The sequence below is a fragment of the Pelomonas dachongensis genome (genome assembly GCF_043555865.1).
GTDB classification, from domain to species: Bacteria; Pseudomonadota; Gammaproteobacteria; order Burkholderiales; family Burkholderiaceae_C; genus Pelomonas; species Pelomonas dachongensis.
This window is the reverse complement of sequence record NZ_JBIGHY010000001.1, coordinates 822,522-838,224: the sequence shown is the minus strand read 5'-3', so window position 1 is coordinate 838,224 and position 15,703 is coordinate 822,522. Positions and strand designations below refer to the sequence as shown.

General features: G+C 71.0%; 7 protein-coding genes. 4 read left to right on the top strand and 3 right to left on the bottom strand.

Features of this window, described 5'->3' with window-relative positions; genetic code table 11:
* Positions 1-2 precede the first annotated feature (2 nt).
* The 4 genes from tssM to ACG02S_RS03995 all read left to right on the top strand — a co-directional run bounded on the left by tssM (position 3) and on the right by ACG02S_RS03995 (position 7,355).
* Positions 3-3,548: a type VI secretion system membrane subunit TssM gene (gene tssM / locus ACG02S_RS04010; protein WP_394469136.1), complete on the top strand. Its 3,546-nt coding sequence runs from the start codon at positions 3-5 to the stop codon at positions 3,546-3,548.
* Positions 3,545-4,156, top strand: coding sequence for a type VI secretion system-associated protein TagF (tagF, locus tag ACG02S_RS04005; protein ID WP_394469135.1), 612 nt, complete (start codon positions 3,545-3,547; stop codon positions 4,154-4,156). Before tssM ends, tagF begins: the two co-directional genes overlap by 4 nt.
* A gap of 9 nt (positions 4,157-4,165) precedes the next feature.
* Positions 4,166-5,962, top strand: a complete 1,797-nt coding sequence (locus ACG02S_RS04000; RefSeq protein WP_394469134.1) for a type VI secretion system contractile sheath domain-containing protein — start codon at positions 4,166-4,168, stop codon at positions 5,960-5,962.
* A 124-nt stretch (positions 5,963-6,086) separates the two neighbouring features.
* Complete coding sequence (locus tag ACG02S_RS03995) at positions 6,087-7,355, top strand: hypothetical protein (protein ID WP_394469133.1); 1,269 nt, start codon at positions 6,087-6,089, stop codon at positions 7,353-7,355.
* A 69-nt stretch (positions 7,356-7,424) separates the two neighbouring features.
* Here ACG02S_RS03995 and ACG02S_RS03990 read toward each other — a convergent pair whose 3' ends face one another.
* The 3 genes from ACG02S_RS03990 to ACG02S_RS03980 all read right to left on the bottom strand — a co-directional run bounded on the left by ACG02S_RS03990 (position 7,425) and on the right by ACG02S_RS03980 (position 15,685).
* Positions 7,425-8,105 (bottom strand): hypothetical protein, encoded by a 681-nt coding sequence (locus tag ACG02S_RS03990; protein WP_394469132.1) that lies wholly within the window; start codon positions 8,103-8,105, stop codon positions 7,425-7,427.
* Positions 8,106-8,198: 93 nt separating this feature from the next.
* Positions 8,199-9,671, bottom strand: coding sequence for a caspase family protein (locus tag ACG02S_RS03985; RefSeq protein WP_394469131.1), 1,473 nt, complete (start codon positions 9,669-9,671; stop codon positions 8,199-8,201).
* Positions 9,671-15,685, bottom strand: a complete 6,015-nt coding sequence (locus tag ACG02S_RS03980; RefSeq protein WP_394469130.1) for a beta strand repeat-containing protein — start codon at positions 15,683-15,685, stop codon at positions 9,671-9,673. The genes ACG02S_RS03985 and ACG02S_RS03980 overlap by 1 nt, the downstream gene beginning before the upstream one ends.
* Positions 15,686-15,703: the final 18 nt, after the last annotated feature.

Sequence of the window (15,703 nt, the reverse complement as noted above, 5' to 3'; positions counted from 1 at the left end):
TCATGAAGAAACTCCTGTCCCTCCTGTTCCACCCGATCACGCTCGGCGTGTTCGGCCTGCTGGTCGTCTCCGCCCTTGTCTGGTGGGTCGGCCCGCTGATCGCGTTCGGCGAGCGCCGCCCGCTGGACACTGCGCTGGCGCGCTGGATCGCGCTGGCCGTCGTCTGGCTGCTGGGCGGGCTGCGGCTTGTCTGGTCGTTGATGCGCCGCCGCCGCATCAACGCCGCCCTAGTCAAGGGCATGGGCGGCGGCCCGTCGGCCGCGGCCAAGGAAGAAGCCCAGCTGCAGGAGCGCTTCAGCCAGGCCATCGGGCTGCTGAAGAACGCGCCGGGCAGCAAGAAGGGTCTGCTGGGCGGCGGCACGTCGCTGTATGAGTTGCCCTGGTATGTGTTCGTCGGCGCGCCGGGTTCGGGCAAGACGACGGCGCTGCTGAATGCGGGGCTGAACTTCCCGCTGGCCGACAAGATGGGCCAGGCCAGCGTGCGCGGTGTGGGCGGCACGCGCAACTGCGAATGGTGGTTCAGCGACGAGGCCGTGCTCATCGACACCGCGGGCCGCTACGCCACGCAGGACTCTGACAAGGACACCGACGCCGCCGCCTGGGACACCTTCCTCGGGCTGCTGCGCAAGGCGCGCCCGCGCCGCCCCATCAACGGCGTGCTGCTGACCGTCAGCGTGCAGGACCTGCTGGCCCTGCCGCCCGACCAGCGCAAGGAGCAGGCCTCGCGCATGCGCGGGCGCATGCAGGAGCTGCAGCAGCGACTGGGCGTCAAGGTGCCGGTCTACGTGATGGTCACCAAGTGCGATCTACTGGCCGGCTTCAATGAGACCTTCGGCCTCATGGGCAAGGAGGAACGCGACCAGGTGTTCGGCTTCACCTTCCCGCTGGCGACGCAGCCCGGCGAGGAGATCATGGCCAACGTCGGCAGCGAGTTCGCGTCGCTGGAGAAGCGGCTGCGCGAGCGCCTCATCGAGCGCATGGAGGCCGAGAGCGACACGCTCAAGCGCGCCGTCATCTTCGCGTTCCCACAGCAGTTTGGCGGGCTGCGAGGGCTCCTGGGCAGCTACCTGGAAACGGTGTTCGGCGGCGGCGGCGCGCTGGACGAAGCGCCGCGCTTGCGCGGCGTCTACTTCACCAGCGGCACGCAGGAAGGCACGCCCATCGACCGCGTGCTGGGCGCGCTGGCGCGCACCTTCGGCGTTGAGCGGCGCCTCACGCCGCCGGCCGCCGCCAAGGGCCGCAGCTATTTCCTGAACCACCTGCTGCGCAAGGTCGTGTTCGCCGAGCAGGGCCTGGTGGGCCAGAACGCGCAGGTGGAGCGGCGCAGCGCGCGGCTGCGCTTGGCGGGCCTGGTGTCGCTGGCGGTCGTCACGCTGACGCTGCTGGTCGGCTGGGGCTTCAGCTATGTGGGCAACAAGGCCTACATAGCCGATATAGAGGCCAAGCTGCCGGCGCTACGCGACACCGTCGCCGCGCTGCCGCCCACCACAGGAAGCGACCCGTCGGCGCTGCCCGAGGCGCTGGCCGCGTTGCGTGACGCGGCCCAGCCGCCCGGCTTCGCGCTGAACGACCCGCCGCTGCGGCTGGGCTTCGGCCTGTTCCAGGGCGACAAGCTGGACGCGGGCGCGCAGGTGTCCTACCAGCGCGTGCTGCAGCGGGCGCTGGCACCGCGCGTGGCGGCGCGGCTGGAGGAGCGGCTGCGCACTGCCAACCGCGACAACCTGGAGTTCGCCTACGAGTCCCTAAAGGCCTACCTGATGCTCTACACGCCTGAGCACCTGGACGCTCCCGGCCTGCAGGCCTGGGTCGGGCTGGACTGGGACGCCAACCTCGAAGGCAGCCTCGGCACCGAGAAGGTCGCACTGCTGAAGAACCACCTGGACGCGCTGCTGTCGCGCGGCAGCTTTGAGGTGTCGCAGCCGATGGACAAGGCCCTGGTGGCCAGCGTGCGCGAGATGCTGGGCGCCTACCCGCTGGAGTACCGCATCTTCAGCCGCCTGCGCCGCGCGCAGATCGACGGCGACCTGCCCGCCTTCACCGTGGCCGCCGCTGGTGGCCCGCAGAGCCCCAACGTGTTCGAGCGCGCCAGCGGCCAGCCGCTGACCCAGGGCATCCCGGGCATGTTCACGCGTGACGGCTATAAAAAGGCCTTCCAGACTTCGGTCGACAAGACCGCCAAGCAGCTGGCTGAGGAAGAAGCCTGGGTGCTGGGCACCAACCCCGCCACGGCCAAGCGGCAGGCGGAGGACCGCATGCTGGTGGAGCGCGTGCGCCGGCTCTACCTGGAGGAGTACGTCAAGGTCTGGGACACCTACCTCGCCGACGTTCGCCTGGTGAAGCTGAACGGCCTGGACCGCGGCATCGCCGTGTCGCGGCTGCTGTCGGCGGTGGACTCGCCGTTGGCCGCGTTCCTGCGCGCGGCCTCGCGCGAGACCACGCTGATCGAGCCGGCCACCACCGGCAACACCATCGACAAGGAGCTGAACAAGCGCACGGACGACGCCATCTTCAACAAGGGCGGCGAGCTGGCCAAGCTGGCCGGCAACCAGGTGCGCGCGCCCACTGCCATCCGCGCCGACGGGCCGCTGGAGAAGATCGTCGACGACCACTTCGCCGCGCTGCGACGCCTGGTCACAGGCACGCCACCGCCGCTGGACGACGTGATGAAGATGTTCAACGAGGTCTATGTGCAGCTGAACGCCGTGCAGGAGGCCTTGAAAAGCAAGTCCCCGCCGCCCGCGGGTGGCGGCGGCGGCAAGCTGAAGGCCGCCGCGGGACAGCAGCCCGAGCCGCTGCGCAGCGCGCTGGAGGCGCTGGCCGAGGCATCGGACAACCAGAGCCGCCTGGTCGAGCGCCAGAGCCTGACCGGCGAGCTGCAGCCCGTCAGCGAGTTCTGCGCGCGCGCCATCGCGGGCCGCTATCCGGTCGCGCAGGGCTCCAAGGTCGACGTGCTGCCGGAAGACTTCGGCCAGTTCTTCGCGCCCGGCGGCATGATGGACGACTTCTTCACGCGCAAGCTCAGCCCCCTGGTGGACGTGGGCACCAACCCGTGGAGCTTCCGGCCCACGGGCGACGGCACCCGGCCGGTGTCGCCGGCCGCGCTGGCCGACTTCCAGCGCGCTGCACGCGTGCGCGAGGTGTTCTTCCGCGGCGGCGGCCGCGCGCCGGCTTTCCGAGTCGACGTGCGCGCGCTGGAGCTGGGCGACGGCCTGAAGGAGCTGACGCTGGACATCGACGGCCAGGTGAGCAAGTTCACGCCGGGCAACAACTCGCCGGTCAGCCTGCAGTGGCCAGGCCAGCGCCTGAGTTCGCAGATCAAGCTGACGGGCCAGCCCGGCGGCACGCCCATCACTTTCGACGGCCCGTGGGCGCTGTTCCGGCTGTTCGACCGCTTCGAAGTGCAGGGCTCGCCGCAGCAGCCGGAGCGCTTCATCGTCGTCATGAACCTGGACGGCCACCGCGCCCGCCTGGAAGTGACGGCCAGCAGCGTGTTCAACCCGTTCCGGCTGCGCGAGCTGCAGCAGTTCCGCTGCCCGGGGGCGCTGTGACGGACGTGCCAGGCTGGTACGGCAAGTTGCCGGCGCTCGGTGACTTCGCGTCGCGGCGGTTGACGCCGGCGTGGGTGGCGCAGTGGGACGCCTGGCTGGCCGAGGGCCTGCACCAGCTGCGCGAGGCCGCGCCCGAGACCTGGCTGGCCGACTACCTCGCCAGCCCCGCGTGGCGCTTCGCACTGCTGCCCGGATCGCTTCCCGACGGCTCCGGCGAGGGACTACGCGTGGGTGTGATGATCCCGTCGGTGGACCGCGTCGGCCGCTACTTCCCGCTGGTGGTCGTCAGCCCGCCGCTGCCGCGCCCCACGGGCGCGGACATCGCGGCGCTGTGGCGGTGGACCAGCCAGTTGGAGGAAATCGCCGTCGCCGCGCTGCACGACGACTGGACCGCCGAGGCGCTCGACGCCGCGCTCGCCCACCCGCACCCACCGGCGCCCGCCGCCACCGACGCCGCGGTGCCCGCCGCGCTGAGCGACCTGCTCGCACAAGCCGCGTGGGACGGCCTGCAAGGCTGCAGCCTGTGGCTGCATGCCGGCGCCGACCCCAGCGTGCACCCCGCCCTGCCCCGAGGCGCGGCTTTTGCTGCCCTCTTCCGCCCCCATTGAGGATTGCCCATGCCCAAGAGTGACTGGACCCCCAACTACGGCGAGCTGAGCGCCACGCCGCCTGCCTGGGCCGCCAAGCGCCCGGTGCGCATCGCGCTGCTGGGCGACTTCGGCGCCGGCGCGTCGTCCGGCCGGCTGGACACCGGCAGCGACCTCGCGCGCCGCAAGCCCAAGTCCGTGGAGTTCGACAACCTCGAAGACTGGCTGGGTCAGCAGGACATCACGTTGACGCTGCCTATCGGCACAAAGCGCGGCGGCGTCGAGGTGCCGCTCATGGACCTGGAGTCCTTTCACCCCGACACGCTGTACCGCGAGCTGGACCTGTTCAAGAAGCTGCTGGACCTGCGCAAGCGGCTCAACAACACGGCCACGTTCGACAAGGCTGCGGCGGAGGTCGCCAAGCTTGCCGGCGTGAAGAAGAAGGCCTCGCGCGCCGGCCGTGGCGCGCGGGCGCGTGGCGCCGCGCCGGCCGCCGGTGCCAAGCTGGACGACTTTGCGCGCCTGACCGGCCGCGCCAGTGCGCCGGCCGACGACAACGGCGGCATCGACGCGCTGCTGCGCGACGTGGTGGGCCCCTTCATCGTGCCCGCCGCCAAGCCCGAGAAGGCCGCGCTGCTGAGCACGCTGGATGCAGCCATCGCGGACGGCATGCGCGCCGTGCTGCACCAGGCCGACTTCCAGGCCGCCGAGTCGCTGTGGCGCGGCGTGGACTTCCTGCTGCGCCGGCTGGAGACCGGGCCGATGCTGCAGGTGCATCTCATCGACGTCAGCGCCGAGGAGTTCGCGGCTGACCTGAGCGCCGGCGACGACCTCAGTGAAACCGGCCTGTACCGGCTGCTGGTGGAGCAACCCGGCCAGGCCAAGGATGGCGGCTACACCTACATTGCCGGCCTCTACCAGTTCGAGGCCTCGCCGCCGCACACCGAGTTGCTGGGTCGCATGGCCAAGATCGCCAACGCGGCGGGCGCCACCTTCTTCACGGCGGTGGCGGTGGACGACCTCGCCAACCCGAAGAAGCCGCCGCACGCGCTGGTGGCCGAGGCCTTCGACATGCTGAAAACTCTGCCCGAAGCCAAGCGGCTGAGCCTGATGGGACCGCGCTTCCTGCTGCGCCACCCGTACGGCAAGAAGAGCGACCCGATCTCGTCGTTCGCGTTCGAGGAATTCACGGCGACCGACGGCCTGGGCGGCATGCTGTGGGGCCACCCCGCGCTGCTGGCGCTGACGGCGCTGGCCGGCCAGGGCGGCACTCCGACGGTGAACGACCTGCCCTTCCACCACTTCGTCGACGCCGATGGCGACAGTACGGCGCTGCCCAGCACGGAGCGCTTCATGTCCACCACCGCCGTGTCGGCGCTGGGGGCGTACGGCATCGCAGCGCTGGTGGCACACAAGGGGGAGCCCACGGTGCGGCTGTCCGGCCTGGGCGGCATCGCCGCGGCGGGCGCAGCGTCCAAGGCCGGTGCGCGCGGCGGCATCGAGATGAGCGTGCGCTCCAAGCTCGCGGAGGATGGCGAGCGCCCGGCGCGCGGCGGCGGCAGCAAGCGCGGCGACGACGACACGTCGGTGGCGGCCGCGTCCGGCGACGACGACCTGGACCTGGGTTCATCGGACGACAGCAGCGGCGACAGCAGCAGCGGCGGCGGCGACGACGATCTGGACGCGCTGCTGGCCAGCCTGGGCGGCAGCGACGACGACAGCACCAGCAGCAGCGACTCGGCGGCGTCCGACGACGACAGCAGCACCGACGCGTCCGACGGCGACATGGACCCCGAACTGGCCGCGCTGCTGGCCTCGCTGGGCTGACCCGTCCGCCCGCGCGGGCATTCACCGCCACGGCGTGGAACTGCTCACCTGCATTTGCCACCAAGCAGCGATCGCCTGACGGCCGCGCTGCGGCGGGCCGCTTCACCACCTCACGAGAACCGCAATGAAACTGACCTTCGACGACACCTTCAACATCTCCGCCTATGGCGGCAAGCTCTTTGAAGCGGCGCCGCTGAAGCTGGACTACTCGCTGGACATCCCCGACGTGGAGACGGCCACGCCGGAAGGTAAGGAAGTGACCAAGCTCGTCAACGCCGCCTGGACGGTGAAGATGGCCGCGTGGAAGAAGGACAAAGAGAAGGAATACAAGGAGATCCTGAAGGCGACGGAGAAGGCGTTGCTGGAGACTTCCAAGAAGAAAGCACCCGAGTTCCTGAAGGCGGCCAAGGGCGACAAGACGCTGGCCTCCAACAAGCTGATGCAGTGGCTCAGCGAGGAAGCCAAGGGCGCGAACGTCATGATCAAAAACGCGCTCTCCACCTTCGAAGGCGTTTGCCAGAAGTACATGCTGGAGCTGTGGGCCAAGGTTGCCGCTGGCATCGACAAGAAGTTCAAGACCGCCATCACCAAGGCCAAGGTGAAAGCGGTGCTGAAGATCGTGGGGCTGTCCATCCTCATCGTCGCGGCAGCGGCACTGACCATCGCCGGCGCGGTACTGGCCGCCGTGGCAGCGCCCACTGGTGTCGGCACCATCGCGGGCCTCGGCCTGGCAGCAGGCGGCATCGTTACCATCGCCAAGGCCGTTGCGGAGATCTACGGCGTCTACGACAAGACCTACCCGGATCACAAGAAGGCCGCCAAGAACCTGCGCGACAAGGTTCAGATCCTCAGCGACGCCTTCGCCTACGAGGAGAAGAAGGCTGAGAAGACTAGCCGCGGCGAGTCGTTGGGCCCCAAGGAAAAGATCAAGCTGATGCTTGGCAACACCAAGGGCAAGCAGAAGGACGTGCTGGACGCCCTGAAGAGCCTCAGCATGTGGACCGGCAAGATGCTCATCGACATCGAGAAGGGCGGCCAGGCCGAGACCAAGCTCGCTGCCAAGCTCGACGAACTCGACGACAAGCTGAAGAAAGCGACCGACGCCAAACAGATCGCCGAGATCAAGAAGAAGCAGCAGGCGGGTGTCGCCGAGATCACCAAGCTTTTCCGGGCCCGCGAGAACGCCCGCCACTACCTGGGCCGCTATAACGCCATCTGCGAAGAAGCCGCGAAGGTCATGAGCGATGGGGAAAAGCTGACGTCCACCAAGCTGGGCACACTGGCCGGCAAGGTGGAGGCGCTGATGTCGTCCAAGGAGATGGAGACGTTCATCACCGTTGGCAAGGGCAGCGTGGAGTTCATGAAGGGCTTCATGAAGTTCGCCAGCATGTGATGACGCCGGCTGCCGTGCATGAAAAACCCGCCTCACGGCGGGTTTTTCTCGTGGGGCCGCGCGCCCCGCTCAGTGGTCCTGCTGGACCTTCGTCATGTTGACGTGCAGCGTCTGGGTGGGCACGTCAAATTCGAGCTGGAAGTACAGGCGCCACGTGGTGCCGTTGCCCATGCTGGGCTCGTCGATATAGGCCTTCCAGCCTTGGCCGGGCTGCTCGTGGCACTGGTGCTTGTTGAACTTCGGATCCCAGCCCTTGCTGCTGCCGCCGCCGCCCACGTAGGCGTAGCTGGCGGTCTTGCCCATCTGCGTCATCAAGTCCTTCAGGTCGTTGAGGTACCCGGCCGGGCAGGCAGAGAGGTTGGCACCCTTGTTGTGCACCTTCACGTGCGGCGGCTTGCTGTTGCGCTTGATCTGGCGCGAGGTCTTGTCGCTGCCAGACGGCATAGCGATGGCGACCTTGAACTTCAGCATCCGATCCCACAGCTCCAACTCGACGTTGTAGGTGCCGGGCTCTGCGAGGTTGGAGGTGATCTTCTTGGGCTTGCCAGGCGACTTCACACCCGAGGCCTCGACCACCGTCTCCCACAGCTTGCCCTGCCAGCGCACGGCATCGACGAACTGGCCGTCGAGGTCCAGTTCAGCATTGGTCGACGTGAAGTTGAGGGTCTTGCCGTTGAGCTTGCTTTCCAACTCCTTCATGACCTTGTCGGAGAGTTCGGTCACGCTCAGGTCGATATGGGCTTTGGCCACGATTCAATCTCCATGCAGTAGGCATTGCACATGGGTGACCGCAGCGGACCGATGGTTCCCGCTCCAGTGCTGGTCGACGCGGCGGCGACGCCTCTACTTGCGCACGTTGTCCAGATCCGGCGGCGGCGTGTAGCCCAAGTCGCGGGCGCGCGACTCGAACTGCGATGCCAGCAGCGGCTGGCCGGTGCTGCGGAAGTGCCGCGCCAGCTCGTAGCTCGCGATGCCGTTGCCAAGCGCCACCGAGAACTGCATCCAGCCCTCGTAGCGCGACTGATTGGCCGACGAGTTGCCGAAGTTGCGGAAGCGCTCGGCCATGCGGGCCGCGGCGTCCTTGTCGCCACGGCCGCAGCGCAGCAGGTCCTGGCGGTGGTCGGTGGGCATGTCGTCAGTCAGCGTGAAGGCCGGGCGGTACAGCCGCACGTCGCTGCGTTTGAGCGCCTTGACGGCAGTGCGCGCGCCATCGCGCGACACCTGCACGCCGGGCGCGAACGGGCTCTGCGGGCGCACTTCGAGGAACTTCTCGCACACCTGCACCACCTCGGCAGGCCACGCCAGCTGCTCCAGCTTCTTCAGCCACTCGTCCTCGTCGACATCGTTCACGACCGGCGCCGTCACGCCGACGCGCTTGGGCTCGACCGTCAGGCGCACGCGCGTGTGGTCGGCGATGAAAGGGTCCTGCGCCAGCTCGCGCACCGCGGAGACCGGGTGGTTCAGCATCGTCTCGCGCACGTCGCTGCGCACCAGCTGCATCAGCTCGGGGAAGGTGGTCTGGTCGGAAACCGTGCGCATCATCTTCACGAGCGAGCCCGTGTAGAAGGTGTTCTGCGTGGCCACGGCCGGCGCAATGGCCGGCTTGCCGGCGCCGGTGGAGAAGCTGATCAGACAGCCGGGCGGCGCCTCGACCTGGTTCAGGCCCGACACCTCGCCGGCCTTGAGCCCCGTGCGACAGGCATCCACGACCGCGATGATCATGCCGTCGCGGCGCTGCGGCAGGCGCCCCACCACGTCGGACAGCAGCTGCACGCTGGCCGTCTGCAGCAGCTCGCCCTTGGCCGACGGGTTCAGCCCCGCAGGCAGCAGCAGGTTGGACGCATCCACCTGCACGCCGTGGCCACTGAAGTAGAACAGGATGGTCGCGTCCGCCGGGCTCGCGGCGGCCTCAACGATGAAGGCATCCAGCGCACGGCGCGCGGCGGGCAGCTCCAGGTCCAGCGCGGACGTCACCTTGAACCCTCGCTGCGCCAGCACGTCCTCCAGGTCGCGCAGGTTCTTGGGGATGGGCGGCAGGTCGAACGGGAGCGGGTAGTCGCGGTTGCCCATCAGCAACGCCAGGCGGATCTCGCTGCTGGGGGCCAGAGCGGCCGGCGCGGTGGGCGCGGCCGGCTGCACCGGCGGTGGTGGAGGGGGCGGTGGTGGTGGAGGCGGCGGTGGTGCAGGTCGGGCCTCGCGCCCGTATTGCGCAGACGCCAGCGGCGTGCCGGCCAGCGCCGTGGCGCCCAGCAGCGAGCCGCACACCAGGCGGCGGCGCGTCAGGTCTGGCAGGGGGACTTCGGAATCGTCGGACATCACTTGCAACTCAAGGCGGGTTGGGCGGCGGGGTCGCATTGCGCGGGCGGCGCGGCGCCCTCGCTGCCCTGGGTGGACGGCCGGCCGGGGCCGACCTCGGCGATGACGCCGGAGCGCAGGCGCACCGTGACGTTCTCCGTCCGCACCGTCTCCTGGAAGCGCGCCCGGCGGGCGTCCTCGGCGTCGCCGTTGATGGAAGAGAGCGCGCCCGTGGCAGACGGCGCCAACGGCAGGACGCCGTTATAGACCACCGGGACCTCGGCTGCCTGTCTGGCCCCATCGTGAAAGAGGCGATAGCCCGCGCCGGTCTCCGGGCCGGCCAGCACGATGACGTCGGCCCCCTGCGCGCCGCCCTTGGGCAGCACGGTCACCCAGCCGGCGTTGGGGCCGGTGCTGCGGCTGCCGGTCAGCACCGAGCCGACCTCCACGTTGATGGCCGCGCCGCCCACGACGCCGAAGCTGCCGGACTGGTCCAGCGCCACCGGCGTCAACTCCAGCGTCAGGCTGGGCGTGGAGAGGGACTTGCCCAGCAGTGTCTCGTCGAACGGCAGCCGCGCGACCAGCTTGGCGATGCCCGCGGTGGCGAGGTGGTCGGCACGGATGCTGACGATATCGGCCTCGATGCCGGCACCGCCCACCATGACCTGCTGGCCCGCCACGCGCACCAGCGACTGCACGCCCAGGCTCCCCTTCACGTTGGGCACCCAGGCCGTGCCGGGCGCGCTGCCGCTGAGCACTGTCAGTTGGCCGCGGAAGCTGTTGGCGTCCTGCGCCAGCACGACCGAGCCGCCGCCACTGGCCTGCACGGCGAGCTGCGCGTTCTCGGCCACCGTGATGGCGCCGCCCGTGCCCTGCAGCACGGTGGCCTCGGCCGTGGCCAGCGTGACGCCGGCCAGCGGCACCTGGGCGATGGCGTCAGGCGCCGCCTTGGCGTCGTCCGGCGTGGCGCTGGCCACCAGCGCAAGGCTGCCGCCGTTGACCTGCACGCGACCGTCCAGCGCCAGGCGCTCGGCCTCGATGCGGCCGCCTCCGCTCAGCGTGACGTTGCCGAGCTTCAGCGTCTCTGTCGCGCTGATGAGCGCCTGACCTCCGTTCAGACCCAGCGGCGTGCCGCCGAAGCTGTTGGTGCTGCGACTGGCATCGATGGTGGTGCCGGCCAGCGTGATGCCCGCCGGGTTGGCCAGCGTCAGGCTGCCGCTGTAGACCTGCTCGGCCCGCGTCGTCAGGTCGCCCGCCAGGCGCACCGCACCGGCGGCCTGCAGCGACGCGATGGTCTCGTTGCCGCCCAGCTGCAGCTGCGCACCGGCCGCCACCTGCACGGCGCTGGCGTCGGGCAGGCGCTCGGCCGCGCTGGTGATCAGGCTGCCGCCCTGCACCTGCGTCGCACCGGTGTAGCCGTTGGCGCCGGCCAGCGTCAGCGCACCCTGCTGCACGACCAGGCTGCCACTGCCTGTGATGGCTTGGCCCAGCGTCAGCGCGTCGGCCCGGTCAAACACCAGGCGGCCCTGGTTCTGGATCTCGCCCGAGCCCAGGCTGCCGGCGCCGGCCAGCCGGATGCTGCCGGCTTCGATGACCGTAGCGCCGCTGTTGCTGCCGGCGCCGGTCAGCGTCAGCGTGCCGGTGCCCTGCTGGGTCAGCCCGCCACTGCCGGCCACCGTGCCGTCGAAGCGGCTGTCGGAGCCGCCCGCCCCCACGGCCAGCCGCGCGCCGTCCAGCTCCAGCGCGCCGCTGCCGGCGAGCGAGGCCACGGCCTGGTGCGCACCGGCCTGCACGCGGCCGGCGCTGTCGATGACCAGCGCGCTGCCGCCGGCCAGCGCCTGCGCGGCGGCCAGGTTCAGCGTGCCGGCTGCCACGCGCGTGGTGCCGGCGTAGAGGTTGGCGCCGCCCAGCGTCACGGTGCCCGTGCCGGCCTTGGTCACGCCGCCAGTGCCGCCGATGACGCCGTCGAAGCGGCTGTCGCGGCCACTGCCGTTCGCGCCCAGCGTCAGCGTGTGCGGGTTCAGCAGCACCTGGCCGCTGCCGGTCAGCGCGGCGAGCGACTGGTCGGCGCCCAGTTCCAGCGTTGCGCCACTTGCGACGGCGACCGCCGTGGTGGCGGGCAGCAGCGCACCGGCGGCGAGCTGCAGGCGGCCCGCCTGCAACTGCAGGTCGCCCGCCAACGTGCTGGCGCCCGCCAGCGTCAGCTCGCCGCCGCCCAGCTTGGCCAGGCCGCCGGGGCCGGTCAGCCGGCCGTCGAAGCGAGTGCTGCCGCCGTTGGCGCCCACGCTGAGCTCCGCGGCCTGCACGTCCACCGTGCCGGCTCCGGCCAGCGAGCCCAGGCTGGCCGCCTGCTGCACGGTCAGTGTCGCGCCGCCGTCCACCGTGACGGCCGTCGTGTCATTCAGCGCGCCGCTGCTGGCGAGCACCAGCTCACCCGCGGCCACGCGGGTGGCGCCGGTGTGCGCGCCACTGCCGGCCAGCGTCAGCCGCCCCGCACCCAGCTTGGTCAGGCCGCCGCTGCCGGCGATGCTACCGTCGAAGCGGCTGTCGCGCCCGTCGCCCCCCACGCCCAGCGTGAAGCTGCCGAGTTCGATGCGCCCCGCGCCGCTCAGCAGGCCCGCGGCTTGGTCGGCCCCCAGCGCCAGCACGGCCCCCGCGGCCAGTCGCACGGCACTGCCGGCCGACAGCGACCCGGCGCCGCTGGCGCGCAGCGTGCCGGCGGCAACGTCGGTCAGGCCGCCGTAGCGGTTGGTGCCGGTCAGCGTCAGGGTGCCGGTGTCGGCCAGTTGCAGTCCGCGGCCCACGCCGCCGTCGCCGATGGCGCCGCTGACCGTCAGCCCTCCCGCGCCGGCCGACGGCAGGAAGCGCGTGTCGGCCTGCAGCGTCACAGCGCCGGCCAGCGTGCCGGTGCCCGAGGTGTTCAACACGCTGCCGCCCTGGCTGGCGAGCGCGTTGGCCAGCAGCGCGCCGTCGCGCAGGTCCAGCTCGCCGGCCGCGCCCAGTTGCACGGCGCCCTGTCCCAGCGTGGCGGCTGGGCCTTGCAGCACCAGGCGGCCCGCCTGGATGTGCGTGCCGCCCGCGTGGGCCTGGGCCGTCGCGACATTCAGGCGTCCGCTGCCGGCCATCACCAGTTCGCCCCTGCCGACCAGCGGGCCTTGCAGCTCGATGGTGCCCGGCGACGCCAGCGTCAGCCGCGTCGACACGTTGCTGGCCTCGACGGTCAGGTTGCCGGCATTCGCGATGCTGGCGCTGCCGGCGCTGGCGATGGCCACGCGGGTCAGCGCGTTGTCGCTGCGCGCCAGCGTCAGCGCACCGCTGCCCGTCTCCAGGCTGGTGAGGCCACTGACGGCGAGCCGGCCGCTCTGCGTGAGGGCGGCGGCGTCGGCCTGCAACTCGGCATAGCTGCCGCCGGCCAGGTCCAGCGCGCCGGCCGAGCCGATCTGCAGCCGGGTCGCATCGCCGCCCAGTTGCAGGCCGTTGCTGTCGCGGATCTGCACGCTGCCGAAGCTGCCGCCGCCAGGCGTCAGCTGCACGCGGTTGAAGTCGTTGCCTGCCAGGCTCAGGTCAACCGACATGCCTGCGCCGTTGGCGATCAACGTCGTCAGGCCGCCGACCTGCAGCGCGCCGGTCTGGCCGATGCCGGTGACCGCCGCCGCAGTCAGCGCGCCCCCCTGGCCGCCAGCCAGCGTCAGAAGGCCCGCGCTGCTCAGGTCCTGCACCTGCGCGTTGCCGCCAAAAGTCAGGTCCGAAGCGGCAACGACTTGCGTGCTGCTGAAATCGCCGCCGTTCGTGCCGGCCACCGTGACCGCGCCGGCCAGTTGGTTGCCGGCCTGGACCAGCGTCAGCCGGGTGGTGCCGCCATCGGCGACGAAGCTGGACGCGCCGTTCACCGTCAACGCGCCGGTCTGCGTGATCGCAGGACCTTGCGTGCGCACGGCGAGGTCGCCGCGGATGACGCCCGCGCCGAGGTCCACGGTGCTGCCGGTGGTCAGCCGCAGTGCATCGACATCGACACTGGACAGGCGCAGCGCCGTCGCGTTGGCCAGTTGCACGTCGCTGCCGCGCAGGCCGACGGCACCCGCGAAGGCGTTGGCCGCGTCGGTCAGCTGGATGGCGTGGCCCGCCGCATCGAGCTGGGCCGCACCGGTGAGGGCCAGGCCGCCGGCCGCCTGCGTCAACGCGCCACCGCTTTTCGCGGTCAACGCGCCCGTGATGCTGCCGCTGCCGAGCTGCAGCGCACCGCTCGATGAAACCGTCAGGTCACGCACGGCCAAAGCGCCCAGCGCCAGGCCGCCCGTGGCCACCAGCCTCGCGTCGCCCGCGCTGACGGCCACCGGGCCGGCAAAAGTGTTGCCCGCCTGGTCCAGCGTGACCGCCGCGCTGCCGGCGTTGAAGGTGCTGCTGCCGCTCACAGTCAGCGCGCCGATCTGCGTGAGCACGCCGCCGCTGGTGGTCGACAAGGTGCCGGCGACGCTGCCGGCGCCGAGGTCCAACGCGCCGCCGGCCCTGGCGACCAGGCCGCCGGTACCCAGCGTGCCCAGCCGCAGGTCGGCCGCGTGGGTGATGGCCGCGGTCCCGCTGCTGGCCAAGTTCACGAGGCCTTGCAGCTGGTTGGCCGCGTCGGTAAGCGTGATGGCGCCGCTGGCCTGCAGCGTGCTGTCGCCGGCCACCGTGAGGCCACCTGCGGTCTGCGTGATGTTGCCGCCAAGCGCACGCGCCGTCAGCGTGCCGCTCAGGCTGCCGCTGCCCAGCACGATGCCGCCGCTGCTGGTCGCGTCCAGACTGTCGAAGCTCAGGTTGGCGAAGTTCAGCGACGGCTGGTTGACCAGTGTCACCGCGTGCGCCGTCAGCCCGAGCGTGCCCTGCAGCAGGTTGCCGGTGTCCGCCAGCATGATGTCGGCTGTGCCGGCGTTCAGCGTCGTGTTGCCGCTGACGTTCAACGCGCCGGCCTGCGTGATGGCGTGACCGCCGCTGTCGCCGATGAGGTCGCCGCTGACGGTTCCCTGGCCCAGATTCAATGCGCCCGTGGACGCGAAGTTCAGCGAGCCGGTGGCCAGCGTGCCCAGCGTCAGCGCGCCGCTGCCGCGCAGCTGCGTGGCGCCACCGGTCAAGTCGACCACGCCGCCCCAGCGGTTGCCCGCCTGCGCCAGCGTGATGGTCGCGCTGCCGGCGTTCAGCTGGGTGCTGCCGCTGACGTCCAGCGCGCCGGTCTGCGCGAGGGCGCCGCCGCTGCTGGCGACGAGGTGGCCGTTGACGGCGCCCTGGCCCAGGTTCAGCGCGCCGCCCGACTGCGCCGTCAGAGCCCCGGTGGCCAGAGTGCCGAGTGCAAGTGCCGCGCTGCCGTGGATCTGCGTCGTGGCACCGGCCAGGCTGACTGCGCCGCCCCACCGGTTGCCGGCATGCGTTAGCGTGATGGCACCGCTGCCGGCGTTGACGCTGCTGGCGCCGGTGACGTCGAGCGCCCCGGCCTGCGTGATAGCGCCGTTGGCGCTGTGAGCGACGAGGTTACCGTTGACCGCGCCCTGGCCCAGGTTCAGCGCGCCGCTCGACTGTGCCGTCAGCGCGCCGGTGGCCAGCGTGCCGAGCGTCAACGAGCCGCCGTTGACCACCTGGCTGGCGCCGCCGCTCAAGTTCACGATGCCGCCGAGCTGATTGCCCGTGTGGTCGAGCGTCAGCGCGGCGCTGCCGGTGTTCAGGCTCAGCGCGCCGGCGACGACGAGCGCGCCGCTCTGCTCGAGCGCGCCGGTGCTGGTGGCGGTCAGCGATGCCAGCTGGCTGACGCCCAGCACAACCGGGCCGCTGGCGCGCAGTTGCGCCGTGCCGCCGGTGAGTCTGACATCGCCGCCCCATTGATTGGCGGCATCGGTCAGCGTGATCGCGGCGGTGCCCGCGTTGAGCGTCGTCGTGCCGGCCAGCGTCAGCGCACCGGTCTGCGTGATGGCGCCGCCGCTGTTCGCATCGAGTGTGCCGCCGACGTTGCCTTGCCCCAGATTCAGCGCGGCGGTGGCGTTGACCGTCAGGTTGCCCGTGCTCAACGTGCCCAGCGTCAGCGC

Coding starts and splice junctions, on each gene's coding strand:
- tssM (WP_394469136.1), top strand. CDS start 3: ATGAAGAAACTCCTGTCCCTCCTGTTCCACCCGATCACGCTCGGCGTG.
- ACG02S_RS03995 (WP_394469133.1), top strand. CDS start 6,087: ATGAAACTGACCTTCGACGACACCTTCAACATCTCCGCCTATGGCGGC.
- ACG02S_RS03985 (WP_394469131.1), bottom strand. CDS start 9,671: ATGTCCGACGATTCCGAAGTCCCCCTGCCAGACCTGACGCGCCGCCGC.
- ACG02S_RS04000 (WP_394469134.1), top strand. CDS start 4,166: ATGCCCAAGAGTGACTGGACCCCCAACTACGGCGAGCTGAGCGCCACG.